At 53.7% G+C, this 25,275-nt stretch carries 24 protein-coding genes; 14 read left to right on the top strand and 10 right to left on the bottom strand.

Annotated elements, in window-relative coordinates; translation table 11 throughout:
• Positions 1-17 precede the first annotated feature (17 nt).
• Positions 18-1,520 carry a M16 family metallopeptidase gene (locus A7983_RS07030; protein ID WP_005976399.1) on the top strand — a complete coding sequence of 501 codons (1,503 nt, stop codon included), beginning with the start codon at positions 18-20 and terminating at the stop codon, positions 1,518-1,520.
• A 67-nt stretch (positions 1,521-1,587) separates the two neighbouring features.
• Here the strand turns inward: A7983_RS07030 and kdgK are convergent, their stop codons facing one another.
• Both kdgK and yhjD read right to left on the bottom strand, forming a co-directional pair.
• Positions 1,588-2,520 (bottom strand): 2-dehydro-3-deoxygluconokinase, encoded by a 933-nt coding sequence (kdgK, locus tag A7983_RS07025; RefSeq protein ID WP_005976401.1) that lies wholly within the window; start codon positions 2,518-2,520, stop codon positions 1,588-1,590.
• Positions 2,521-2,686: 166 nt separating this feature from the next.
• Entirely contained in the window at positions 2,687-3,703 is a 1,017-nt protein-coding gene (gene yhjD, locus A7983_RS07020; protein ID WP_005976404.1) for an inner membrane protein YhjD, read from the bottom strand.
• A gap of 137 nt (positions 3,704-3,840) precedes the next feature.
• Between yhjD and A7983_RS07015 the strand changes: the two genes are divergently transcribed.
• The gene (locus A7983_RS07015) at positions 3,841-5,037 is read left to right on the top strand and encodes an MFS transporter (protein WP_005976406.1); all 1,197 of its coding nucleotides are present in this window, start codon (positions 3,841-3,843) and stop codon (positions 5,035-5,037) included.
• 218 nt (positions 5,038-5,255) lie between these two features.
• Here A7983_RS07015 and A7983_RS07010 read toward each other — a convergent pair whose 3' ends face one another.
• Complete coding sequence (locus A7983_RS07010; protein ID WP_005976408.1) at positions 5,256-5,822, bottom strand: DcrB family lipoprotein; 567 nt, start codon at positions 5,820-5,822, stop codon at positions 5,256-5,258.
• 185 nt (positions 5,823-6,007) lie between these two features.
• Positions 6,008-6,685: a 7-cyano-7-deazaguanine/7-aminomethyl-7-deazaguanine transporter gene (locus A7983_RS07005; RefSeq protein WP_005976410.1), complete on the bottom strand. Its 678-nt coding sequence runs from the start codon at positions 6,683-6,685 to the stop codon at positions 6,008-6,010.
• Between the two features lie 233 nt (positions 6,686-6,918).
• Here A7983_RS07005 and tusA point away from each other — a divergent pair, with 233 nt between their 5' ends.
• On the top strand, positions 6,919-7,161 hold the full coding sequence (gene tusA / locus A7983_RS07000; protein ID WP_005976412.1) for a sulfurtransferase TusA: 243 nt from the start codon (positions 6,919-6,921) through the stop codon (positions 7,159-7,161).
• Positions 7,162-7,220: 59 nt separating this feature from the next.
• Here the strand turns inward: tusA and A7983_RS06995 are convergent, their stop codons facing one another.
• A complete protein-coding gene (locus A7983_RS06995) occupies positions 7,221-9,584 on the bottom strand; it encodes a zinc/cadmium/mercury/lead-transporting ATPase (RefSeq protein ID WP_005976414.1) in 2,364 nt (787 codons plus the stop codon).
• A gap of 94 nt (positions 9,585-9,678) precedes the next feature.
• On the bottom strand, positions 9,679-10,308 hold the full coding sequence (locus A7983_RS06990) for a lysoplasmalogenase (RefSeq protein ID WP_005976416.1): 630 nt from the start codon (positions 10,306-10,308) through the stop codon (positions 9,679-9,681).
• A gap of 181 nt (positions 10,309-10,489) precedes the next feature.
• On the opposite strand from A7983_RS06990, the gene A7983_RS06985 reads away from it, so the two are divergent.
• Positions 10,490-10,810 carry a DUF1820 family protein gene (locus A7983_RS06985; RefSeq protein ID WP_005976419.1) on the top strand — a complete coding sequence of 107 codons (321 nt, stop codon included), beginning with the start codon at positions 10,490-10,492 and terminating at the stop codon, positions 10,808-10,810.
• A gap of 85 nt (positions 10,811-10,895) precedes the next feature.
• Here the strand turns inward: A7983_RS06985 and A7983_RS06980 are convergent, their stop codons facing one another.
• Together A7983_RS06980 and rsmD are read right to left on the bottom strand one after the other, a co-directional pair.
• On the bottom strand, positions 10,896-11,171 hold the full coding sequence (locus tag A7983_RS06980) for a DUF1145 family protein (protein ID WP_161546507.1): 276 nt from the start codon (positions 11,169-11,171) through the stop codon (positions 10,896-10,898).
• A gap of 29 nt (positions 11,172-11,200) precedes the next feature.
• Positions 11,201-11,776, bottom strand: coding sequence for a 16S rRNA (guanine(966)-N(2))-methyltransferase (gene rsmD / locus A7983_RS06975; RefSeq protein ID WP_005976424.1), 576 nt, complete (start codon positions 11,774-11,776; stop codon positions 11,201-11,203).
• Between the two features lie 349 nt (positions 11,777-12,125).
• Here rsmD and ftsY point away from each other — a divergent pair, with 349 nt between their 5' ends.
• The 4 genes from ftsY (at position 12,126) to rpoH (ending at position 16,373) form a co-directional block, all read left to right on the top strand.
• On the top strand, positions 12,126-13,559 hold the full coding sequence (ftsY, locus tag A7983_RS06970; RefSeq protein ID WP_005976426.1) for a signal recognition particle-docking protein FtsY: 1,434 nt from the start codon (positions 12,126-12,128) through the stop codon (positions 13,557-13,559).
• 5 nt (positions 13,560-13,564) lie between these two features.
• The gene (ftsE, locus tag A7983_RS06965) at positions 13,565-14,236 is read left to right on the top strand and encodes a cell division ATP-binding protein FtsE (RefSeq protein ID WP_005976428.1); all 672 of its coding nucleotides are present in this window, start codon (positions 13,565-13,567) and stop codon (positions 14,234-14,236) included.
• A complete protein-coding gene (gene ftsX, locus A7983_RS06960) occupies positions 14,226-15,194 on the top strand; it encodes a permease-like cell division protein FtsX (protein WP_005976430.1) in 969 nt (322 codons plus the stop codon). The genes ftsE and ftsX overlap by 11 nt, the downstream gene beginning before the upstream one ends.
• Before the next feature lie 321 nt (positions 15,195-15,515).
• The gene (rpoH, locus tag A7983_RS06955) at positions 15,516-16,373 is read left to right on the top strand and encodes an RNA polymerase sigma factor RpoH (protein ID WP_005976431.1); all 858 of its coding nucleotides are present in this window, start codon (positions 15,516-15,518) and stop codon (positions 16,371-16,373) included.
• Positions 16,374-16,461: 88 nt separating this feature from the next.
• Here rpoH and panM read toward each other — a convergent pair whose 3' ends face one another.
• The gene (panM, locus tag A7983_RS06950) at positions 16,462-16,908 is read right to left on the bottom strand and encodes an aspartate 1-decarboxylase autocleavage activator PanM (protein ID WP_005976432.1); all 447 of its coding nucleotides are present in this window, start codon (positions 16,906-16,908) and stop codon (positions 16,462-16,464) included.
• Positions 16,909-17,313: 405 nt separating this feature from the next.
• Here panM and A7983_RS06945 point away from each other — a divergent pair, with 405 nt between their 5' ends.
• The 6 genes from A7983_RS06945 to A7983_RS06920 all read left to right on the top strand — a co-directional run bounded on the left by A7983_RS06945 (position 17,314) and on the right by A7983_RS06920 (position 23,504).
• Positions 17,314-18,426, top strand: coding sequence for a branched-chain amino acid ABC transporter substrate-binding protein (locus A7983_RS06945; RefSeq protein ID WP_025919969.1), 1,113 nt, complete (start codon positions 17,314-17,316; stop codon positions 18,424-18,426).
• A 152-nt stretch (positions 18,427-18,578) separates the two neighbouring features.
• The gene (gene livH, locus A7983_RS06940) at positions 18,579-19,505 is read left to right on the top strand and encodes a high-affinity branched-chain amino acid ABC transporter permease LivH (RefSeq protein WP_005976436.1); all 927 of its coding nucleotides are present in this window, start codon (positions 18,579-18,581) and stop codon (positions 19,503-19,505) included.
• Positions 19,502-20,776 carry a high-affinity branched-chain amino acid ABC transporter permease LivM gene (locus tag A7983_RS06935; protein ID WP_005976438.1) on the top strand — a complete coding sequence of 425 codons (1,275 nt, stop codon included), beginning with the start codon at positions 19,502-19,504 and terminating at the stop codon, positions 20,774-20,776. The genes livH and A7983_RS06935 overlap by 4 nt, the downstream gene beginning before the upstream one ends.
• Complete coding sequence (gene livG / locus A7983_RS06930) at positions 20,773-21,543, top strand: high-affinity branched-chain amino acid ABC transporter ATP-binding protein LivG (protein WP_039479152.1); 771 nt, start codon at positions 20,773-20,775, stop codon at positions 21,541-21,543. Before A7983_RS06935 ends, livG begins: the two co-directional genes overlap by 4 nt.
• A gap of 5 nt (positions 21,544-21,548) precedes the next feature.
• Entirely contained in the window at positions 21,549-22,250 is a 702-nt protein-coding gene (livF, locus tag A7983_RS06925; protein ID WP_005976440.1) for a high-affinity branched-chain amino acid ABC transporter ATP-binding protein LivF, read from the top strand.
• A 63-nt stretch (positions 22,251-22,313) separates the two neighbouring features.
• Entirely contained in the window at positions 22,314-23,504 is a 1,191-nt protein-coding gene (locus A7983_RS06920; protein ID WP_005976442.1) for an aminotransferase-like domain-containing protein, read from the top strand.
• A gap of 98 nt (positions 23,505-23,602) precedes the next feature.
• Here A7983_RS06920 and A7983_RS06915 read toward each other — a convergent pair whose 3' ends face one another.
• Positions 23,603-25,273 (bottom strand): methyl-accepting chemotaxis protein, encoded by a 1,671-nt coding sequence (locus A7983_RS06915; RefSeq protein WP_005976444.1) that lies wholly within the window; start codon positions 25,271-25,273, stop codon positions 23,603-23,605.
• Between the last annotated feature and the right edge of the window lie 2 nt (positions 25,274-25,275).

Below are 25,275 nucleotides of genomic sequence, written 5' to 3'. Positions count from 1 at the left end.
TATGAGTAGGGGTTCACATGCAGGGCACCAAAAAGGCGCTTTTCGTTGGTGGTATGTTGCTGGCCGTGGTCAGCAGCAGCGTGCAGGCTGAAGCACTACAGCCCGATCCTGCCTGGCAGCAGGGTAAACTGGATAATGGTTTTACCTGGCAGTTATTAACCACGCCACAGCGCCCCGGCGATCGGGTTGAGCTGCGCCTGGTTGTTAATGCCGGATCGTTGCTGGAAAACGCCCAGCAGGTGGGTTTTGCGCATTTTCTTCCCCGTCTGGCCCTTGCGCCCGGCGATAAGCTGTCCGCTGCCCAGCTACCTTCCATGTGGCTGCGTGACGCTAATAGCTCACGCGCCCTTCCTCCAGTCGTTGTCTCGTATGATTTCACGTCGTATAACCTGAGCCTGCCGAATAATCGTCCCGAACTGCTGAAAGAAGCGCTGACGTGGCTGGCGGAAAGTGCAGGACAGATGACGTTCGACGAAAAAAGGCTACAGGCCGCGCTGAAGGTGCCCGATCAGGTTGCCACCTTCCCGGTTAACCCGCAGGACCCGAGCTGGCGCTATCGCCTGAAAGGGTCACCTCTGTTGGCGCACGATCCTGCTCAGGATGTTAAACCGCCGCTGAATGGCGAGCAGATCCAGCAATTTTATAAAACCTGGTATACGCCAGATGCAATGACGCTCTACATCGTTGGCCATGTTGATAACCGCAGCGTGCTCGAGCAGATCGGTAAAGCTTTCTCACCGTTGGAAGGGAAACGCGAAGCGCCAGCGCCGTTGCCGACATTAAGCCCGCTGCCGCCGCAGGCGATCAGCCTGATGAATAACAACGCTCAGCAGGATACGCTGTCGCTGATGTGGGATGCGCCGTGGCATCCGATCCGTGAATCTCAGGCGCTGGTTCGCTACTGGCTGGGTGACATGACGCGAGAAGCGATGTTCTGGCACCTGCAGCAGGTGCTGGAGAAGAGTCCGCAGAAGGGTAACAACCTCCGTTTCGACTGCAATGTATTTTATACCCGTTCTCAGTGCGCAATTCATATGGATGTACCGAATCGCGAGAGCGTTGAACCGGGTGTGACGTTTATGGCACGCGAGCTGGCTACGCTGCGTGAAAAGGGGCTGACACAACAAGAGTTTGATGCATTAATCGCGCGTAAGACGGACGAGCTGAACAAGCTGTTTGCCACTTATGCGCGTACCAGCACGGACATCCTGATGGATCAGCGCCTGCGATCTCAGCAGAATGGCGTGGTGGATATTGCCCCCGAGCAGTATCAGAAACTGCGTCAGGCTTATCTGTCTGCCTTAACGCTCGACATCCTGAATCAGGAACTGCACCAGCAACTGGTACAAGATACGACGATGATGTTGATCCAACAGCCGGGTGAACCCGAAGCGAATATGAAGGCGTTGCAGGAAACCTACGACCAGATTATGACGCCAGCCGTCGAACCTGTTGCCAACGTACCTGCGGCAGCGTCTGAAGAAGCCAAACTGCAGGACAAGGCTCCCGCTGCGCAGTAACCCCGCAATCAGTAAATAGAAAAGGCCGCTGTTGCGGCCTTTTGCTTATTCTCACACTACGTCACGTTTACGCAGGCATTGCATCAAGCGGGATGATCGCGCCACGGTATTGAATGACCGTGCTAGCCGTCAGGTGACCGCGTTGTGCGGCTTCCTGCGTGCCGCCGCCGTTCAGGCGTACTGACAGATAGCCCGCGCTGAAGGAGTCGCCTGCTGCGGTGGTATCGACCACTTTCTCTTTCGGTAATTTTATTGCAGGGACATCGACCAGCGCTTGTCCGCGCTCTGACACGATGCAGGAATCGGCACCGCGTTTGATGACGACTTCGCTAACGCCCAAACCGTGCGTCCGTTCCAGCACCGCTTCCAGCGGCTTCGTGCCCCACAGCATGTCTTCGTCATCCAACGTCAGGAAGGCAATATCCGTACAGGACAGGATGTCGGTGTAGGCTTGTTGCGTCTCTTCCTTGCTCTGCCACAAACGTGGGCGATAGTTGTTATCAAAAATCACTTTGCCGCCGTTGGCGCGGCAGGCGCGCAGCAGGGCGAGGAGACGCTGGCGGCTTTCGGCGTTCAGGATCGCCAGACTGATGCCGCTCAGGTAGAGATAGTCAAATTGAGCCAGCGCCTGACCGATTTTTTCTGCTTCCGGGCTGTCCAGCCAGTAGCGGGCAGCGGCATCGTTACGCCAATAGTAGAATGTACGCTCGCCGCTATTGTCGGTTTCAATGAAATACAATCCGGGCAGTTTGTTGTCCAGTCGCTGAACCAGATCGGTTTTCACCCCTTCGTTCTGCCAGGCGGCAACCATCTCGGTACTGAAGCTATCGGTGCCGAGTGCGGTCACGTAATGCACGCCCAGCTTCTCAGCGTTTACCTGACGGGCAATGTAAACGGCGGTGTTCAGCGAATCGCCACCAAATCCACGGTTAAGATCCGTGCCCTTCTGCGACAGTTCGATCATGCATTCGCCGATTACGGCAATGTTAGTTGTTGTCATCACTTTTGGCCTGTTTAAAAGGTACCCTGGGACGCGAATTATTAGGGTATAAAAACGCGAAAATTAACCTCAGTCTCAACATTACGTGAGACTGAGTCAATAGCTCTGAAACGATGTTTTATTTTTTCATGACGCAGATCGGAAAACCAGCGCTTTCCCGCTGTTTTTAGTGCGGAGAAGGCGGTTCTTTCTCTTGCTCGTTCTGGTCTGTCGAGACGTCGCCTTTATAATTCGCTGTCGCGATCCAGGCGGCGCAGAAAAGCGTCAGGCGAGCGAAGAAATAGAAGAACGCCATCAGGCCAATGACCGAGCCGAACGCAGCTCCTGAAGGAGAACTGGCGAGTTTAGGCAGCGCGACAGTCATCGCGAACTTGATGGCTTCAAAACCGACGGCGGCAATCAGCGTGCCGCGAAAAAGTGCTTTACGCTTGGGTTTATGGCGCGGTAAGACGAAAAATATCCACAGGAATAACAGATAGTTGGCGAATATTGAAATTGATAGCGCAATTAGCGTTAATGCGGGGCGCAACCACTCGATGCCATCTAACCCCAGCGCGGTCACAATCATGTTTTGCGCGGTGCCCGCAACGGAGGTCAGGAAAAGCGTAATGATGAGCGCAATGACCAACCCTGTCAGCGACAGGAAATCCCGCGTGTACTGAAAGTAAATCTTCTCTTCATCCTTCGGGTTCCGTTCCCATACATCGCGCGACTGGGCGCGAATCGCTTCACGCAGGTTTCCCATCCAACTGATGCCGGAATAGAGTGCGATCAGCAAACCGGTAAGCCCGACGGTGGTACGCTGCTGCACGGCGGTATTGACGGTACTTTTCAGCGTATTGGCCAGATTGGGATCGCTGATGCTGTTAACGATGCGATTGATCAGCCCTGTCAGTAGATCGGGATTGGAGGCCAACACGAAGCCCACGGCAGCAAAGGACACCATGAGAATGGGGATCAGCGACAGAAAGGAAAAATAGGTAATGGCTGCGCCAAACTGATTGCCCATGCGATCGTTGAAACGCTCGCCTGCGCGAATCAGGTGCGCCACGCTGGGAATCGCCTGAATTCGTGCGGCCAGACGTTTGCTCTTGCCCAAAAACGAGAGGGGTTTCTGTGGCGATTTATTCCCTTCTGGGGTGGACGATGGTGACTGACGTTCCGGGTCTACCGGTACAGGCATTGCGTTTCTCCTGTGTTCGGGATTAGTTTATTGAGAGACAAAATATAAGTTTGATTATAACCAACAATATAAGAATGTTACTTTTTGATGTTTTTTGAACGTCCGTCATACATGGACGTTAAGCGAGTGAATTTTTCATGCCAATACCTTCCCCATCCGAACCGGCGTTGAGCGGTCTGCGCCTCAATTTACGCATCGTTTCGATTGTGGCGTTCAACTTCGCCAGCTATCTGAATATTGGCCTGCCGCTGGCGGTGCTGCCGGGGTATGTGCATGACCACCTCGGCTATAGCGCATTCTGGGCCGGATTGGTGATCAGCCTGCAATATTTCTCCACGCTGTTGAGCCGTCCCCATGCCGGTCGCAGCGCCGATGAAAAAGGGCCGAAGAAAATTGTCGTCTGGGGATTGGTGGGCGTTATGCTGAGCGGGGTATTTTACCTGCTTGCTGCTTTTAGCGACGGATCGCCCGCCATCACGCTGCTGCTATTGTGTTTCGGGCGTGTCGTGCTGGGTGCCGGACAGAGTTTCGCTGGTACAGGTGCAACGCTCTGGGGGGTTGGCGTCGTGGGTTCCCGACATATCGGGCGCGTGATTTCGTGGAATGGCATTGCGACTTACGGTGCTATGGCGATTGGTGCACCGCTCGGCGTCTGGCTTAATCATGTTGGCGGGCTAAAGTTACTCTCCGTGTGCATCATCCTGAGTGCGGCCGTGGCGATTATCTTTGCGCTGCCGCGTCCAGCGGTGCAGGTCGCGCCCGGTAAAAAGATCCCCTTCCGCGAAGTGCTGGGGAAAGTCTGGGTTTACGGCATTATTCTGGCGATCGCCTCCGCGGGTTTTGGCGTGATCGCCACGTTCATCACCTTGTTTTATGCCGATCGTCACTGGGATGGGGCTGCGCTGACGTTAACCATTTTCAGTTGTGCTTTTGTTGGCGCGCGACTGGTTTTCCCCAACAGTATTCAGCGATTTGGCGGGCTACGCGTAGCGATGGCGTGTTTTGTGGTTGAAATTGTAGGCCTGTTGCTGGTGTGGGGCGCAACGCAACCGCTCATGGCGGAAGTGGGGGCATTCCTCGCGGGGGCGGGTTTCTCTCTGGTATTCCCGGCACTGGGTGTTGTAGCCGTCAAGGCCGTATCACCACAGAATCAGGGCAGTGCGCTGGCAACCTATACGATATTCCTCGACCTATCATTGGGCATCGTCGGGCCGGTGGCGGGTGTGCTGATGAGCTATACCGGCATCGCTTCTATTTATCTGGCGGCGGCGCTGCTAGGGCTATGCGGTCTGGCGTTGACGTGGCGACTGACTCAGCGAATCACCAGCGTATAGAGAACGATAATACAGGCCGTAGACAATCCTAATTCATGAAATGAAAACGGGGATAATGGAATAGAAGAGTAAAGCGTCCGCGCCAAGGATGGCGCGGCTCGAGCGTACATGGATGTATTTACAGCGTCTTTACGATCTATCCATTATCGCCGCTCTGCGTGCTTTGTTATGTCCTTCGAATAGCCACCGAAGTGGCTACTCTCAGACAATAGCGTCGATTATTTCAGCTTCAGCGTGTGGATGATGCCTTCTGCTTCGCTCTGTGCCTGTTGCTGATTGCTGGCTGGCAGCGTGATCTGCAAGGTCAGCAGTTGGTTTTCCACTTTGCCTAATACCACAGAGGAATAAGCCTGCTGTCCGCTGCTGGTGATAATGCTGTCGAGCTGTTGCAGTTTCTTGCCATCAACGTCGATGGTTTTGTTGGTGACGACCTGAAGGTTAGCGTCACGCGTGCGCTGCTGATCTTCCAGACGCTGTGCTAGCACGGTCAACTCTTCCGTGGTGTTATCGCCTAGGATCACGATGACGGCTTTCTGCCCGTTGTCATTCGCGTAAACGTGCATGTTGTTCGCTTGTGTACCGACTTTACCGCTTTGGTCACGCATATCGGCTGGTAGAGTAAACGCAATTTTACCCTCCATTAATTCAATGTTCTGGCTCGCGCTGGCTTCTGCGGCGGGTTTATCTTGTGCGCCTGCTTTTGCGGCGTCATCCGTTTTGCCATCACAGGCAGCAAGCAGTCCGACAAGCAAGCCGACACCGAGGTATTTGATTACATTCGACATAGGTTCCCTTTCTCTCGTTTTTTAACAGGTAATATTTTTAAACAGGTAATAACAGTATGGCACCCTATTCAGGTAGCAAAAACAAGCATTTTGTTGTTGCAAACCATTGTTTGAACCTGCGTTATTTTTACAAAACGATGAGTGACTTAAGGGAAAAGGCGGCGTGAATCGCCGCCTGATAGGAATTAATGGTGACTGCTGACGGAGTAATAGCTGGGAGTGCCTTTCTGCTCGCTCAGACGTTTGAGTACCATGTTCAACATGACACCGTACATCGGCAGGAAGAACGCCAGGCTGATCAACAGCTTGAAGGCATAATCCACCATCGCAATTTCAACCCAGTTTGCTGCCATGAAGGCATCGGTACTGCGGTAAAACGCGATGAAGAAAAAGGCCAGCGTGTCGCTAAAATTACCAAACACGATTGAAACGGCGGGTGCCACCCACCACGCGCGTTTCTGGCGCAGCCGATTGAAGACGTGGACATCCAGAATCTGGCCCAGAACATACGCCATGAAGCTGGCGCAGGCGATACGTGCCACGACGATATTCACCTGATTCAACGACTCAAATGACTGCCACGATCCCTGATAGAACAGTGATGAAATTAGATAGGAAATCACCAACGCAGGCACCATGACGGTCAGAATGATACGACGCGCCAGCGGCGCACCGAAAATCCGCACAGTCAGGTCAGTCGCCAGAAAAATAAACGGAAAGGTAAATGCGCCCCAGGTGGTATGAAAACCGAAAATCAATACCGGGAGCTGGACCAGATAATTACTCGACGTAATGATCAGGATATGGAACAACGATAGCCAGATCAGCGCCGTAAGCCGCTGCTGGGGAGTAAAACGATACATAATGTGACCTTTTTGGTTATTGGGGTTAGGGAACCCAAGAGATAACGTGCAGATTTATGCTGCAACGCGGCGGCATAATACGCAATTGTTTCGCTAATGCAATTATTTCGCTACGGACATGTGTTTTGCCGAGAAAAGATGGTTGTTTTATGTGCAAACGTTGTCGTCGCTTGCGTCGGGAAATCCTCAGCGTAAACTAAGGCGGTTTTTTGATTCCAGCACTGAGAACGTTGATGACCGATCCTTTTACCAACCCGGATAAAACCCTTGATGCCCAGGGACTACGCTGCCCTGAGCCTGTAATGATGGTACGTAAGACGGTACGCCAGATGGAAACCGGGCAAACGCTGCTGATTATTGCCGACGATCCGGCCACCACTCGCGATATTCCCGGTTTTTGCGTGTATATGGAGCATGAGCTTCTGGCGCAGGAGACCGAGCAGATTCCCTATCGGTATCTGCTGCGCAAAGGGTAATACTCGTCATACTTCAAGCCGCAGGTGCGCGGCGTTGCACCGCGAACCGTAGACCGCGATTAGTCCTGTTTTCTCAATAGCCGCAGCGCGTTGGCCGTGACCAGCGCCGTTGCGCCGGAATCTGCCAGCACCGCCAGCCACAGCCCAGTAATACCCAGAATACTGGTGACCAGAAAGACCGCTTTTAACCCTAGCGCGATAGTAATGTTCTGACGGATATTACGCTGTGTCGCCCGCGACAGGCTAATCATCGCCGCCAGCCCGGTCAGGCGACTGTGCGTTAATGCCGCATCGGCCGTCTCCAGCGCTACATCCGTACCGCTTCCCATCGCAATCCCGATCGTTGCGGCTTTCATCGCCGGTGCGTCGTTGATGCCGTCGCCGACCATTGCCACAGGATGCTGCTGACCCAATTCGCTGACTGCCGTGACCTTATCGGCAGGGAGCAGACTGGCGCGGTAATCGATCCCCAATGTCGCTGCAATGGCCGCCGCCGCGCGGGGGTTATCACCCGTGAGCATGACGCCGCGGATCCCCAACTGCTGTAAGGCATCCAACGCTTCACGCGCATCGTGGCGTAGCGTATCGCTCAGCGCCAATAAGCCGAGCAACCTGTCATCTTCTTGCACCACCACGACGGTTTTCCCTTCGCTTTCCAGTGCATCAACCCGTTGCAACCAGTCGGCATCAAGCAGATCGGGCGCGACGCGAGTCGGTGCGCTGACCTGAATCCGCTTGCTGCCTATCGTGCCTTCAACGCCGACACCCGCCAGCGCTTTACGGTTTTCCGCCATCGGCAGGAACGTACTGCTCGACAGTGCATGCTGGACGATCGCTTTGGCAAGCGGATGGTGCGAACCCGATTCCACCGCAGCGGTGCGCGTCAGCAGCGCCGTTTCGCTAATACCTGCGGCGGGTAACACGTCTGTCACCTGCGGCTTGCCTTCCGTCAGCGTGCCGGTTTTATCAAATGCGATAGTCTTGATGCTGCCCAGCGATTCCAGCGCGGCACCGCCTTTAATTAGCGCTCCACGGCGTGTTGCCGCAGCCAGCCCAGACGTAATCGCCGCAGGCGTTGAGATCACCAGTGCACAGGGACAGCCGATTAACAGCAGCGTCAGCCCGCGATAAATCCATTCCTGCCACGGCTGTGCCAGCAGCAACGGCGGCACCAGAATCACCAACAGCGACAGCAGCATAATGGCTGGTGTGTAGTAGCGGCTGAACTTATCGAGGAAGCGTTCTATCGGCGCGCGGCGCTCTTCCGCTTCTTCTATCAGTTGCAGAATGCGGTCGATGGCGCTGTTGCCCGGTTGTGAAACCACTCGCAACTGTACGACCCGATCGACACACAGGCTGCCAGCGGCAATTTTTTCACCGGGTGTGCGCTCAACAGGCACCGACTCACCGGTCAGGGCGCTTTCATCAAAACTGGCGTCGTTGTTCAATAGCTCCGCATCGGCAGGGAGCCGCCCGCCGGGAGCGACTTCAATGACATCTCCGGGGACCAGACTCGCAACAGGGACGAGGCGTCGCTGCCCGTTGCCGACGACCGTAGCATCTTCAGGAAGCAGCGCCATCAGTGCGGTTACGCCCCGTCGTGCACGGCTTGCCGCGTAAGACTCTAGATATTCGCCCAGCATAAACAGCAGCAAAATAACCGTGGCTTCGGTGGTCGCGCCAATCAAGAGCGCCCCGATGGAGGCCACGCTCATCAGTGTTTCAATCGCGAAGGGCGTACCCGTGCGAATGAGCTGCACCGTTTTTTTCAGGATTGGGATCAGCCCGACAAGGGTGGTTGCGATAAACGCGATCTGCCCGCCGCGCTCGCTTAGCAGGGAAAGTCCCCAGCTTGCAGCAGCCAGCAGAGTGAAAAGTATTAAGAAACCATATTCATGCACGAAACGACGCACGGTAGACGTGTCGGGTGGGGCGATGGGAAGTGCGGTGTCCTGCAAGGTGAAGCCCGCTTGCTGAACGGCATGTTGAACCTGAGGGCGAATATCGGTGTAGGCATCAACCACCAATTTTTCGGTGGCGAACAGCACTTTGGCCTGTTCAATTCCGGTGAGATTTTTTACTGCATTTTCGATTTTACGTGCGCAACTGGGACAATCCATCCCGCTGATTTTCCAACTGAAACGCTGGTGGGATCGGGGCCTGTCGCTGTCTCCGCCATCGGGATCGTCTGAATCCGCACTACCGCCGCTGTCTGACGAGTGCTGCTCTGTGCCACATGCGGTCTGAACGGCGGCATCGGACGTATGCTTGGTTGAACAGCAACTGTGGTCGGCGTGGTTCGAATGCTGCGTGTGTGCATTACAGCAGCTTTTCGTGCTGTGCGCGGTACTGCGTGGCGCGTGGTGAACGCCGTTATTGCAGCAGGCTGATTTCTCAGCGCTGTGGTGCTGATGAGAGTGCATGTCTTCCTCCTGGGTTATTAGTGATAGCCATTCTCATCAGGAACTTTACACCGCTGCTCAAGGCTTAGCCAGCCTTTCGTTAGCGTCGGGAACGTCAGAAATAGAGGGAGCGAACAATCAGGAAATGACCGCCAAAATAGCCCGCCGCCACAATCGCCTGATGGGCACGGAACGGGAAACGATAATGGTGAATTAGCCATACCGCATGAGCGATAAACAGCAGTGCCGTGCCCGTCAGCAGGGAGAAATTCGCGTTTGTCCCCAGCGCAAAATAACGCTCACCGGCAACCCAGACCATCAGCGCCGTCATGATAATAAACGCGCAGGCAGGCCAGCGTTGTGTATCTAACCGTCCCCAGATAATGGCGATCAGGAGTGCGGCCACAACGATCAGCGTCAATGCCAGCGGCCAGAAAAACGTGAACGAGGCTTGCCCGGTAAAAAAACCGATGGTGTACAGCAAATGGGAGAGGAAATAGGCCGCAAAGGCGTAAAGCAGGCGTTGAGTCGGGAGCAATAGCAGGGTATCTGCCACCAGCGTTGCCAGTAAGCCCAGCACGATCAGATAGCCCGGTACGCCGAGCAGCGGTGTCTGCCAGGCTAGCGCCAGCAGCAATAGCATGGTGACGGGTTTGAATAACCAACGCTGCCATGTTGGGCCACGATAGCTGGCATCTACATACAACCAACCAGAAAAAAGCACAGCAATAAATGACCAAAGCATAGCGTGTCCTTTTTGTGTTTTTGTTTGTGTCTGGATAAAAATAAACCGTTCTTTATCCAGTGTAGGGGATTGTGAGGAAGTTAAACAACACGGCATGAGACGGATGCGCCTTTCGTGAGCTTCATGTTATGTTATCGCCCGTTTTTACGCCGCGACGTCTCTGAAGGGAGCATTGTGTTGAATGAGTAATGAATCCGCACTTTATCGTATTCAATTTATAAATAACGGTAAGAATTACCAGCTTTATGTGCGTGAGTTGGTGCAGAGTAGCCTGTTTGGTTTTATTGAAATTGCCGACTTTGTATTTGATAGCCAGTCTACGGTGTTGGTTGACCCGTCAACCGAGAAACTGAAAACGGAATTCTCCGGCGTTAGCCGTAGTTTCATCCCTTTGCAGGCAATTATTCGTATTGATGCCGTGACGGAAAAGGGCAGCGCTCGCATCTCTGATTTGGGCGATAACGTCACCGCGTTCCCTTACCTTCCCGGTAAAAAGTCCTGATTTTTTGCGCTGCGCGCTCCTTGGGACGAAAGGGCAGCACGGTATTGACGCGTGGTGCCCAGGAAATATGATGCCCCAGTAGCGGTTACGGCTTCGGTGGCTTAGGCTGCTTTTTCTGCCACGCCAGCAGTTCAAATACGCCAAAAAGGAAAATACGTGCCTGAAGCGTCCGGTCCAGCGCAGGGCTGTCTTTCGGTTGGCTGGATTTCAACAGCAGCAGTTGAAAACCGTGCATCAGGATCATAAACACCATCGCCACGGTCATGAAGATATTCAACGGTTTGGGAAACGGCTGAATCAGATTAAGCAATAAAAATCCCCACACGCCCAGCATCAATAATCTGCCAAGGTTAATCAAAATCATCTCTTACCCTTACGTCGCTGCAAAGATCACTGACGGATGTACAAACGGTAGGCGACCTGACCCGCAATTTTTTCACGGTGTAGTTGCCAATTCTCCGGGATGGTCAGTTGCGCATTTTCCGCCTCTGTTTCCACGTAAATCCACGCGTCTGGTGCCAGCCAGCCCTGTTGTTCCAGCAGAGCAAGCGTGTTGTTCAGCAGCTCTTTGCGGAACGGCGGATCGAGGAACACCACGTCAAACGGCGTACCCGACTTCGCCAGCCAGCTCAGGGCATCAGTATTGACCACCTCGGCGTTTTCCGCCCGAAGCAGTGCCAGATTTTGCGTTAATTGCTGGGCGACTGCACGCTCCATCTCCAATAATGTGGCATGAGCCGCATAACGAGACAGCGCTTCCAGCCCGAGTGCACCGCTGCCGGCAAAGCAGTCCAGACAGCGCGCCTGCTGAATGACGGGGGCTAGCCAGTTAAACAACGTTTCCCGCACGCGGTCGGTGGTGGGACGTAAACCGGGGCTATCAGGAACCGGGAGTTTTCTGCCGCGCCATTGACCACCGATGATTCGGATTTGTCCGGCGGCTGACGATGCATTTTTTTTAGCCATAGCTCACAGGGTTATTGTTGTGCCGCATCATCATGATGTGGATGCGGGCAGGAAATTTCTGGCGCTATTCTAGCGGCGGTTACGTGTCGAGGGAATGTTAAGATGGACGTTAAGGCGCTTAAGCTAAAATTTTGTGCTGTCGGCGGTCTTTCGATCGTACACGGCGTTTGACACACTTCGTAACGGACATTGCCTTTCGTTACGAAGATTGCGAGTAGCGCGGAGAATTGTCCGTCATTGCCCCCGCTGGCTGCGTGTTGCTGTCGGCAGGAAAGTGTTAAACTTGTTGTTTAAATATGATTTTCATTGATTGATTCGCTGCGGTGAGCAGCGTGGAGCGCGATTACACATGTCAAAAGAAAAGAAGCGCGGTTTTTTTTCCTGGCTGGGACTCGGGAAACAGGAAGAAAAACAACAAGAGCAGCCGGCCGTTGAAGATGTGCCCGTTGCTGAATCGGATGCCGCTGCATCGACTCACCAGACTGCTGAGCCTACGCCGGAGCGCGTAGAGCAACCGCTGCCGGAAGAATCGGCAGTGGAAGAAAGTCGCGTTGTTGAAGAAAACAAGGTAGTTGAAGAAAACAGAGTCGTTGAAGACAAGATAGAGGTTGAAGCGCCAGCGCTGGCCCCATTGGTCGCCGAGCGTGAGGTTACCGCTGAGGCAGACGATCGTGACACGATCGAACATGACGTTCTCGATCGAGATATCGCCGCTCCGATCGTGCAGGTCGAGATCGCAGAAAACGTGACGGTGGCTGACGCGGAGTCGGACATTGCGCAGTTGGAAGTGCAGGGCGAAGAACAGGAAAGTGAGCACTGGGATGACGAGCCTGTTGTGGCACAAGAGCAAGAACGCCCGACGAAAGAAGGTTTCTTCGCTCGCCTGAAACGCAGCCTAGTGAAAACGCGGCAGAATCTCGGTTCCGGATTTATCGGATTGTTTCGCGGTAAGAAAATCGACGACGATCTGTTTGATGAACTGGAAGAACAACTGCTGATTGCGGATGTCGGGGTTGAGACCACCCGTAAGATCATCAGTAGCCTGACAGAGCACGCCAGTCGCCGCCAACTGAAAGATGCTGATACGCTTTTTGTGAAGCTGAAAGAAGAAATGGCGGAGATTCTTGCTAAGGTGGACGCCCCGCTGAATATCGAAGGCAAAACGCCGTATGTCATTCTGATGGTTGGCGTTAATGGCGTGGGTAAAACCACCACCATCGGCAAAATGGCACGTCAGTTCCAGGCGCAGGGCAAATCCGTGATGCTGGCGGCGGGTGATACCTTCCGTGCGGCAGCGGTTGAGCAGCTTCAGGTCTGGGGACAGCGTAATAACGTGGCAGTCGTGGCGCAGCATACGGGAGCGGACTCGGCATCGGTGATTTTCGATGCAATTCAGGCAGCGAAAGCGCGCGGCGTGGATGTCCTGATTGCGGATACCGCAGGGCGTTTGCAGAACAAAGCGCACCTGATGGAAGAGCTGAAAAAGATCGTGCGCGTGATGAAGAAGCTGGATGAAGACGCGCCGCATGAAGTGATGCTGACGCTGGATGCCAGCACCGGGCAGAACGCGGTGAGTCAGGCCAAGCTGTTTAATGAAGCCGTCGGGCTGACGGGCATTACCTTGACTAAGCTAGACGGCACCGCGAAAGGCGGGGTGATTTTCGCCATTGCCGATCAGTTTGCGATTCCTATCCGCTATATTGGGGTAGGTGAAGGCATTGAAGATTTACGGCCATTCAAGGCCGACGATTTTATTGAGGCACTTTTTGCCCGAGAGGATTAAAACGGATGATTCGTTTTGAACAGGTCAGTAAAGCTTACCTCGGTGGGCGTCAGGCATTACAAGGGGTGGATTTCCATCTGCGTCCAGCGGAAATGGCGTTCCTGACCGGCCATTCCGGCGCGGGGAAAAGTACCCTGCTGAAACTGATTTGTGGCATTGAACGTCCCAGCGCGGGTCAGATTCTGTTTGGCGGCCACAATATTAGCCGTCTGAAAAAACGCGAAGTCCCGTTTCTACGGCGTCAGATTGGTATGATCTTTCAGGATCATCACCTGCTGATGGAGCGTACAGTCTATGACAACGTTGCGATGCCGCTCATTATCGCAGGCGCCAGCAGTGAGGATATTCGTCGTCGGGTATCTGCGGCACTGGACAAAGTAGGCCTGCTGGATAAAGCGAAAAACTATCCAATCCAGTTGTCCGGCGGTGAACAGCAGCGTGTGGGTATTGCGCGCGCGGTGGTGAACAAACCTGCGGTGTTGCTGGCGGATGAACCGACCGGCAACCTGGATGAGGCGCTGTCAGAAGGGATTTTACGCCTGTTTGAAGAATTCAATCGCGTCGGTGTCACCGTGCTGATGGCGACGCATGATACCGGGCTGATCGCTCGCCGTCATTACCGTGTGCTGACGCTGTCGGATGGCCGCATGGTGGGGGGAAACCACAATGGCGAATAATGTCCGTAATGCGAAAAAACCTGTCGCAAAAGCGAAAGCACTGCGCGGTGGCTGGCAGGAACAGTGGCGCTATGCCTGGACCAATACGCTGGCTGATATGCTGCGCCAGCCGCTTGCCACTTTTCTGACCGTGATGGTCATCGCCATCTCGCTGGCGTTGCCCAGTATCTGTTATCTGGTATGGAAAAACGTGAGTCAGGCGGCCACCCAGTGGTATCCATCGCCGCAGTTGACGGTGTATCTGGATAAATCGCTGGATGACAACGCAGCGCAGGCCGTCATCACACAGCTTCAGTCTGAAGACGGTGTCGATAAGGTCAATTACCTGTCGCGTAATGAAGCGATGGGCGAGTTCCGCAACTGGTCCGGTTTTGGCGGCGCGCTGGATATGCTGGAAGAAAATCCGCTGCCAGCAGTCGCGATTATCACGCCAAAAATGAGTTTTCAGGACTCCACCACGCTGACAACACTGCGCGATCGCGTGGCGGCGACGCAGGGCGTGGCTGAAGTGCGGATGGACGACAGTTGGTTCGCACGACTGGTGGCGTTGACCAATCTGGTTGGGCAAATTTCTGCGACGATTGGCATCCTGATGGTTATTGCCGTCTTTTTGGTGATCGGCAACAGTGTGCGTCTGAGTATTTTCAGCCGTCGTGAAACCATCAACGTGATGAAGCTGATCGGGGCGACGGACGGCTTTATTCTGCGTCCGTTCCTAAACGGCGGAGCGGCGATGGGCGTGGGCGGCGCGGTGTTGTCGCTGATTCTATCGCAGGCGCTGGTCTGGAAACTGGATGCCGTGGTGGCGCAGGTTGCCGCCGTCTTCGGTACGACGTTTGCCGTCAAAGGGCTAAGCTGGGATGAGTCCCTGCTGCTGCTGTTAATCGCCGGTATGATTGGCTGGCTGGCCGCCTGGCTGGCAACGGTACAACATTTACGCCGCTTTACACCACAGTAAGCGTTTTCTGGTATAATTATCCCCTGTAATTCAGACCGTATTGCAGGGGAAACCTCCTCAGCGACATCTCTTCTTTGCACTTCCCGCTGTGTTTTCCCTTTGATTCACCGTTCGTTTGTCTCCTGCTTGATCTCTGGCATGAGGTGAATAAAATGATAGGAACTTGCGAGCGAAATCACAGTCTGAATAGACGGATTTTAAGGTATTCGATAAATATGCTTTAAGGTGCCGCATTTTGCCATTTTCACGCAAAACGATGCGGCGAAGCAGTGCTAAGATAGCCGACTGTAATATGACGAGTAGAGCAACTGAGAGGGTTGAATGACCAAAGATATGCAAACTTTCACCTTAGTTCCCCAGGGCAGTCTGGAAGGGTATATTCGTGCCGCCAATGCCTATCCGATGCTGACGGCGGAGGAAGAGCGGGCGCTGGCTGAACGACTGCATTATCAGGGCGATCTGGAGGCTGCTAAGCACCTGATTCTGTCACACCTGCGCTTTGTTATTCACGTTGCCCGCAATTATTCCGGTTACGGCCTGCCGCAGGCGGACCTGATTCAGGAAGGGAACATCGGCCTGATGAAGGCGGTACGTCGCTTCAACCCTGAAGTTGGCGTGCGTCTGGTCTCTTTTGCCGTGCATTGGATCAAAGCTGAGATTCATGAATACGTGCTGCGTAACTGGCGTATCGTGAAAGTGGCGACCACCAAAGCACAGCGTAAGCTGTTCTTTAACCTGCGGAAGACGAAAACGCGTCTCGGCTGGTTTAATCAGGATGAAGTCGAACTAGTCGCGCGTGAACTTGGCGTGACCAGCAAAGACGTGCGTGAGATGGAATCCCGTATGGCGGCGCAGGACATGACGTTCGATCCGACGCCGGAAGAAGATTCTCACGACGGCAAAGCGATGTCGCCGATGCTTTACCTACAGGATAAATCGTCTGACTTTGCCGATGGCATTGAAGAAGACAACTGGGATACGCATGCGGCCGATAAACTCACCTACGCGCTGGAAGGGCTGGATGAACGTAGCCAGCACATTATTCGCGCGCGCTGGCTGGATGATGACAACAAGTCCACCTTGCAGGAACTGGCCGACCAATACGGCGTTTCCGCAGAGCGTGTGCGTCAGTTAGAAAAGAATGCGATGAAAAAACTGCGAGCGGCGATAGAAGCCTAATCGCTTTCATCGTCTCTTGGTAAGCGACCGGGTAATGCCCGGTCGTTTTGTTTGTGTCTGCGGTGAGCGTCAGGAATTCGAGAGAAGTTTACGGCTTCTCTGGATTGATGACGTCAAGGATCAGCGGTGTTTCTTTTCTGCGGATATAGCGCCAGCCGCCGGATACGGGTGAGAAGCCGCAGGACACCATAAAGCGCGCCAACACTTCTTCTTTGATCGTGGCATGATCGGCCGTGGCCAGCCACCACTCTTTAACTTCAGGAAGCTGACGACGTGCTTCGTCAATCAACAATTGCCCTACGCCACGTCGCCGCGTGACTTCTCGCACCATCAGATCGCTCAGTTCCGCATATTCCCCTTCAATCTCGACCAGCACTCCGCCTAATAGCCGATCGTTAAAACGAGCGGTGAACAACCGCCGATCGAGCGTGAGCCCTTCTTCGAGTAACTCAATGTTTTGATGCGGCCAAATTTTCGCCAGATCAATTTTATCCTGAGGGCTGAACCGGGTGAGGCATTCAACGGTTAGTTTCATTTTTATCGGCACTCCATCATGTGAGTGAAGAATAATGTAGTTGTTTTGTAGTGGAACAGTTGTGTAATTTGAGCGTTATGGTTAATAGGGCAAATGTTTTTCTCATTCTCTGTTTTTCGAGTAATCCATCAACAATTAATGCATAAAGTAGAATATCTGACTATATATAAATTAAATGCTGGTTTTTGCATCTGGCGTTTTGTGCTGTTTGCTCCGCTTGTTTCTGACAGTGTTAGTTGATTTGCAGCATAATATTCCTGTTTAATAATATGAAAAATAAAGCCTTATTAGAAATTATCACTAATAATAACCTAAGCCTTTCTTACTTATAAGAAAATAGCCAGGTTATGGCGGATGGCGGTCAGGTTTTCGGCAATATCCATAATGACAGATGGGGTAAAAAGAATGAAATTCAGTAAAGGTAAAGTATTGCTGATGAGTTGTGTGGCTGTGGCGTTTAGCCATGCCGTTAATGCTGCCGATATTAAGGTTGCGGTTGTTGGCGCGATGTCTGGTCCCGTCGCGCAGTATGGTGATATGGAGTTCATTGGCGCGCGCCAGGCCATTGCTGACATCAACGCAAAAGGCGGCGTAAACGGTAACAAGCTGGTTGGCGTTGAATATGATGACGCGTGCGACCCTAAGCAGGCGGTTGCTGTAGCGAACAAAGTCGTCACTGACGGTATCCGTTATGTGATTGGCCATCTGTGTTCCTCCTCCACGCAGCCTGCGTCTAATATCTATGAAGAAGAAGGCGTGATCATGATTACGCCTGCGGCAACCAACGCCGATTTGACTACGCGCGGCTACAAAATGGTGCTGCGCACGACGGGGCTGGACTCCGATCAGGGGCCAACCTCGGCGAAATACATTGTCGAATCACTCAAGCCGCAGCGTATCGCCGTGGTTCATGACAAACAGCAATACGGTGAAGGTCTGGCCCGCTCTGTTCAGGATAGCCTGAAAAAAGCCGGCGCGAATGTTGTGCTGTTTGAAGGTGTGACCGCGGGTGATAAAGATTTCTCCACGCTGATTGCACGTATGAAGAAAGAGAACGTCGATTTCGTTTATTTCGGCGGCTACTACCCGGAAATGGGGCAGATTCTGCGTCAGGCTCGTCAGGCTGGCATGACCACCAAATTCATGGGGCCAGAAGGCGTGGGTAACTCCTCGCTGTCCAACATCGCAGGCGATGCGTCTGAAGGTATGTTGGTAACGCTGCCGAAGCGCTATGACCAAGTGCCAGCTAACCAACCGATTGTGGATGCGCTGAAGGCCAAGAAACTGGACCCAACGGGTCCGTTCGTCTGGACGACCTACGCTGCGCTGCAATCGCTGACCACGGCGATGACTCGTACTGGTAGCGATGAGCCAGAAAAATTGGTCGCGGATCTGAAAGCAAACTCCGTGGATACCGTAATGGGGCCATTAAGCTGGGATGCAAAAGGCGACCTGAAAGGGTTTGAATTTGGCGTATTTGAGTGGCACAAAGACGGTACTTCCAGCGCAGTGAAATAATCATCATGCCGGGGAGGCAGTAACGGATGAATGCCGTTGTCTGCCTCTTCGGCGTGGAGAGCATTCTCCGCTTTCTGAGTGTGTACTACTAATCCCTCAATACCGAAGCCCCCGTTGCCGCAAGGCGCGGGGGCGGCATTTAAGGTTAAGGTATGTCCGAGCAGTTCCTCTACTTTCTTCAGCAGATGTTCAACGGCCTGACGTTGGGCAGCACCTATGCGCTGATCGCCATTGGCTACACCATGGTTTACGGCATTATCGGCATGATTAACTTCGCGCACGGCGAGGTTTATATGATCGGTAGCTATGTCTCTTTTATTGTTATTGCCGCCCTGATGATGATGGGCATCGACACTGGCTGGCTGCTGATTAGCGTTGCCTTCATTGCCGCCGTAGTGATTTCCAGCGCTTATGGCTGGAGTATCGAACGGGTGGCCTACCGTCCCGTGCGAACGTCAAAGCGTCTGATTGCACTGATTTCTGCCATCGGGATGTCAATTTTCCTGCAAAACTACGTCAGCCTGAATCAGGGCTCACGTGATGTTGCGCTGCCGAGTCTGGTGACTGGCCAGTGGGTGCTGGGTGAAAGCAATGGCTTTACCGCCACCATTAGCACCATGCAGTTGACCATTTGGATTGTTACGTTCCTCGCCATGCTGGCGCTGACGCTATTTATTCGCTATTCCCGTATGGGACGCGCCTGTCGCGCCTGCGCGGAAGACTTGAAAATGGCTAGCCTGTTGGGTATCAGCACCGATCGCGTTATCTCTCTGACCTTCGTCATTGGCGCGCTAATGGCCGCCGTTGCCGGTGTGTTGCTGGGACAATTTTACGGCGTCATCAATCCCTATATTGGCTTCATGGCCGGGATGAAAGCCTTTACGGCCGCGGTACTGGGTGGGATTGGTAGTATCCCTGGCGCGATGATCGGCGGGCTGATTTTAGGTGTAGCCGAAGCGCTGACGTCCGCTTACCTGAGCACGGAATACAAAGATGCGGTGTCATTTGCGCTGCTGATTGTGGTGCTGCTGGTGATGCCAACCGGTATTCTGGGTCGCCCGGAGGTTGAGAAGGTATGAAACAGCTCAACCTGTTTAATGCGTTGGTTTCCGCGTTCATGCTGCTGGTGCTTGCCTCGTTTTTAATGGGTATGCAACTGGCGCTGGATGGCACCAAACTGGTAGTGCGCGGTGCTGATGAGGTTCGCTGGTACTGGATTGGTACGGGCTGCATCGTGGTGTTCTTCTTTCAGTTGATCCGCCCGTTCTTCCAGCAAAGCATCAAGAAATTTTCCGCACCGTCGCTGGTGTTGCCCAGTTTTGATGGCAGTACGCCACGGCAGAAGGTATTGGCTGCCGCGTTGATTATCGCCGCTATTGCCTGGCCGTTTTTGGTCTCGCGCGGTACGGTGGATATTGCCACTCTCACACTGATTTACGTGATGCTGGGTCTGGGCTTGAACATCGTAGTGGGTCTGTCCGGTCTGCTGGTGTTGGGCTACGGCGGGTTTTACGCCATTGGCGCGTATACCTATGCACTGCTGAACCACTATTACGGATTGAGCTTCTGGGAAAGTTTGCCGTTGGCAGGCATGGCGGCGGCGCTGTCTGGCTTCCTGCTGGGGTTCCCTGTGCTGCGGCTGCGCGGTGACTATCTGGCGATTGTGACGCTTGGGTTCGGCGAGATTGTCCGTATCCTGTTGCTGAACAATACCGAAATTACCGGTGGTCCGAACGGCATCAGCCAGATCCCTAAACCGACCTTCTTGGGTCTGGAGTTCGGCCGTAGCGCGCGCGATGGTGGTTGGGATACGTTCCACAATTTCTTTGGCCTGCAATATGACCCCAGCGACCGCATTATCTTCCTGTATCTGGTCGCGCTGCTGTTGGTCATATTAACCCTGTTTGTGATTAACCGCCTGCTGCGGATGCCGTTGGGACGCGCCTGGGAAGCGCTACGCGATGATGAAATCGCCTGTCGTTCTCTGGGGCTGAGCCCAACGCGCATCAAACTGACCGCCTTTACCATCAGCGCCGCATTCGCTGGGTTCGCGGGTACGCTGTTTGCCGCGCGCCAAGGCTTTGTCAGCCCGGAATCGTTCACGTTTGCTGAGTCGGCCTTTGTGCTGGCCATCGTTGTGCTGGGCGGCATGGGCTCGCAGTTTGCGGTCATTCTCGCTGCTATCCTGCTGGTGGTGTCCCGCGAACTGATGCGTGACCTGAATGAATACAGCATGCTGTTGCTGGGTGCATTGATGGTTCTGATGATGATTTGGCGTCCGCAAGGCTTGCTGCCGATGACGCGTCCTGAGATGAAGTTGAAAGTCGCGAAGAAGGAAGAGCAAGCATGAGCACGCAGCCACTATTATCAGTCAGAGGTCTGATGATGCGTTTTGGCGGCCTGCTGGCGGTCAACAATGTTGAAATGGATATTCATGCGGGCGAAATCGTTTCTCTGATCGGTCCGAACGGCGCGGGGAAAACCACGGTCTTTAACTGCCTGACCGGGTTTTATCGCCCAAGCGGCGGCACCATCATGCTGCGCGATCGCCATCTGGAAGGGTTACCTGGACAGGCTATTGCCCGCATGGGCGTGGTGCGCACGTTCCAGCACGTTCGTTTGTTCCGTGAAATGTCGGTGATCGAGAACCTGCTGGTTGCGCAGCACCAGCATCTGAAAAGCGGCGTGTTTGCCGGGCTGTTGAAAACACCGAGTTTTCGTCGTGCCGAAGCGGATGCGCAAGAGCGTGCGGCCGTGTGGCTGGAACGTATCGGCCTGCTGGATTTAGCGAACCGTCAGGCGGGGAATCTGGCTTACGGCGATCAGCGTCGTCTGGAAATTGCCCGCTGTATGGTGACGCGGCCTGAGCTGTTGATGCTCGATGAACCCGCCGCGGGTCTGAACCCGAAAGAAACTGACGAGTTAAATCAGCTAATTGTGGAGCTGCGCGATAGCCATCAGGTATCTGTTCTGTTGATTGAACATGATATGAAGCTGGTCATGGGGATTTCCGACCGGATTTATGTCGTCAATCAGGGAACGCCGCTGGCACAAGGCACCCCGGCTGAAATTCGTAACAACCCGGATGTCATCCGTGCGTATTTGGGTGAAGGATAACGTTTATGCTGTCATTACATCAGGTTTCTGCCCACTACGGAAAGATTCAGGCGCTGCATCAGGTTAGCCTGCATATTAATCAGGGCGAGATTGTCACGTTGATCGGCGCTAACGGCGCCGGTAAAACCACGTTGCTGGGCACGCTGTGCGGCGATCCACGCGCAACGGAAGGTTCGATTACGTTTGACGGTAAGGACATCACACACTGGCAGACGGCGCAGATTATGCGCGAAGCGATCGCGATTGTGCCGGAAGGTCGTCGCGTCTTTTCCCGCATGACGGTAGAAGAAAATCTGGCGATGGGTGGGTTCTTTGCCGAGCGCGATCAGTATCAGGAGCGCATTGCGCGCGTCTACGATCTGTTCCCGCGCCTGTATGAGCGACGCGCCCAGCGTTCTGGCACTATGTCCGGCGGTGAGCAGCAGATGCTGGCGATTGGCCGTGCGCTGATGAGCCAGCCGCGTTTACTGCTGCTGGATGAGCCATCGCTGGGGCTGGCACCGATTATCATTCTGCAAATTTTTGATACGATCCAACAATTGCGCGAAGAAGGCATGACCATCTTCCTGGTGGAGCAAAATGCCAATCAGGCGCTGAAACTGGCTGACCGGGGTTATGTACTTGAAAATGGCCATATCGTATTGGAAGATACCGGTGCGGCATTGTTAGCTAATGAAGCGGTACGTTCGGCCTATCTAGGCGGATAATGTTAATAAATAGTCGATATCGGGCCGGTTTACCGGCCTGTTTCGTAGAAGGGTTAAGAAGACATGGCCATTGAAGGGTTGTTAGCGCACCGCATCGCCCGGTTAAAAAGTTCCGCCATCCGTGAACTGCTGAAACACAGCAAGATGGAAAACATTATCTCGCTGGCTGGCGGGATCCCATCAGATGCATTGTTTGATTTCGAAGGGTTAAATCAGGCCACGCAGTTAGCGATTACCGAACAGCCGAAAACGGCATTCCAGTACGGCTTAACCGAAGGCAGCGGCGTACTGCGCGATCGCATTGCCGATCTGTGTGCGGTGCGCGGCGTAAAAACACGCGGCGACGATATCGTTGTGACGGCAGGTTCACAGCAGGCACTGGACCTGATTATGCGTGCGATGATCGATCCCGGCGATGTGTTCGTCGTTGAACGCCCGACTTACCTGGCGGCGCTGCAAACGCTGGAACTGGCGCAGGCGAATGTGATGTCGGTGTCATCCGATGCCGACGGCATGGTGGTTGATGAGCTGGAGGCGCTGCTGAAGAAACAGCGCATCAAGGGCGTCTATATTGTTCCGAACTTCGGTAACCCGAGCGGCGTGACGCTGAGTTATGAACGTCGCCTGCAATTGGTTCAACTGGCGGAGCGCTACGGTTTTGTCATTATCGAAGACGATCCGTATGGCGAATTGCGTTTCACCGAAGAGCGCAACCCGACGCTGTTCCAACTGGCGCAGGATAAGCTGGGCAGCACGGAATACGTACTGTATACCTCCACGTTCTCGAAAGTGTTGGCTCCGGGTCTGCGTCTTGGTTGGGCGATTCTGCCGGATTGGCTGTTGCACAAGGTAGCAATTATCAAGCAGGCTGCCGATTTGCACGCCAGCGCGCTGTCGCAGACCGTCGCGGAATGCTATCTGGGGCTGGGCCGTTTGGATACGCAGATCGAAAAAATTCGCCATGCCTATAAGCATAAAGGCGAACTGCTGGCACAGCTTATCGAGAAAGAACTGGGTGATGTGATCACCTTCAACCAGCCGAAAGGTGGGATGTTCCTGTGGGCGAAGTTCCGTCAGGACGATGTCAACACCACGGAATGGCTGAAGAAGACGCTGGAACAGGGGGTTGTCTTCGTGCCGGGCGAGTTCTTCTTTCCAGATAATATCGATTACTCAACGCTGCGACTGTCCTTTGCAACGGCAACGGATGAGCAAATGCATGAAGCGGTGGCGCGGCTGCGCCGGGCGCTGTAATTGTTGATAGCAGGTAATCTGTTGATGTGAAAAGCCGCTGATATTTCAGCGGCTTTTTTAGTATTAATCGTCTTTTTTAGCGTTAATCGATTCTACGCTTAAAAGGTTTCCCAGTTATCGCTGCTGGCGTTACCTGATTGGCTGGCTAGAGCCAATCTCGGTGCAGCTTGCGGTTTCATCGGTGATGTCAGTCGCGGTGCTGGTGATTGAACGCCGCTGATTTTGAAAACGCCCATTAATTCCAGCAGCGTTCTGGCCTGTTCACTCAAGCTGTCAGCGGCAGAAGCTGACTCTTCCACCAGTGCGGCATTCTGCTGCGTCACCTGATCGAGCTGATTCACCGCATCATTCACTTGGGCAACGCCTTGTTCCTGCTCGTGTGTTGTCAGGCCGATTTCACTGAGCAGGTTAGCAACATGCTGAGATTTCTCGACAATGTCTTTGATGGTGATGCCTGCGTCGTTAACCAGTTTCTCACCCGTTTCTACATTCGCTACGCTTACGCTAATCAAATCTTTGATTTCACGCGCGGCGGAAGCGGAACGCTGTGCCAGAGAGCGCACTTCACCTGCGACCACGGCGAAGCCACGACCTTGCTCACCGGCTCTGGCCGCTTCCACGGCGGCATTCAGTGCCAAGATGTTGGTCTGGAAAGCAATCCCGTCTATCACGCCGATAATATCGCCGATTTTACGCGAACTGGCGGTGATATCTTCCATCGTCCGTACAACGTTATTGACGGCATCGCCGCCTTTCTGCGCCGTGGTGCTGGCAGAGTGGGCTAACTCCGTTGCGGTGCGCACGGTCGCCGCATTCTGTTTCACGGTGGTATTCATTTGTTCCATTGAGGCAGCGGTTTCTTGAAGATTCGCGGCCTGTTCCTCCGTGCGCTGGCTCAGATCGGTATTACCCATCGCAATCTGCGTCGCACCCGTGGCGATCGATTCGCTGCTCTGATGCACCTGACCGACGAGGTTGCTCAGGTTTTGACGCATGTCTTCTATCGACGCCAGTACGCTGGTGGTGTCTCCGTCGCGTAGTTCAATCGCAACGGCCAGATTCCCTTGTGCGACCTGACGCGTCACTTCCAGCGTGTAGGCCGGTTCCCCCCCGAGCTGGCGTTTAATGGTCCGCGTGATCCACCATGAAATCAGTATACCCAGCACGACGGAAAGCAGGGCGATGATGACCATCAGCGTACCTGCATTATTCGCATTTTTTAAAGATTGATCGGCGATTTCAACCGTGAGTTTCTCTTGCCAATTAACCATGTCATTCAAGGCATTAAAGACAGAATTCTGCTTGGCTTTTACGTCGGTTAATAACAGGTCACGCGCTTCGTTATTCTTGCCTGTCATCGCCAGCGTGATGGCCTCTTTCATGACGTCGCTGTAAGCTGGGCGTACTTGCTCCAGTATTTCGACCAGTTCATTGGCATGCTTATCGACAGTGGCATCGTCTATTTTTGCTAGTAACGTGTTATTACGAGAGATCATCTCCTCAATACGCGCTTTCTCTTCCTGCATTTGCCTCTCGTCTTCCAGCAATACCAGATTTCTGACAGCAATCGCATTGGTGTTAATGTTGTCTTTGAACTCTTCCATCATCAGGAGGTTGGCGATACGGACTTGCGACAACACTTGAATGTTTTCGCCGAGTTTGTCTAACTGGATACGACCAAATATCGCCACCAGGAAACCGATGGCAATGACCAGAGTAAAGCCTGTCCCTAGCATTTTACCCAGGCTGCTATTTTTGATGAGATTCATGG

The organism is Pectobacterium wasabiae CFBP 3304, assembly GCF_001742185.1.
GTDB lineage: Bacteria > Pseudomonadota > Gammaproteobacteria > Enterobacterales > Enterobacteriaceae > Pectobacterium > Pectobacterium wasabiae.
Note: the sequence above shows the minus strand (reverse complement) of the source record. Positions and strands in the feature narration are given on the sequence as shown.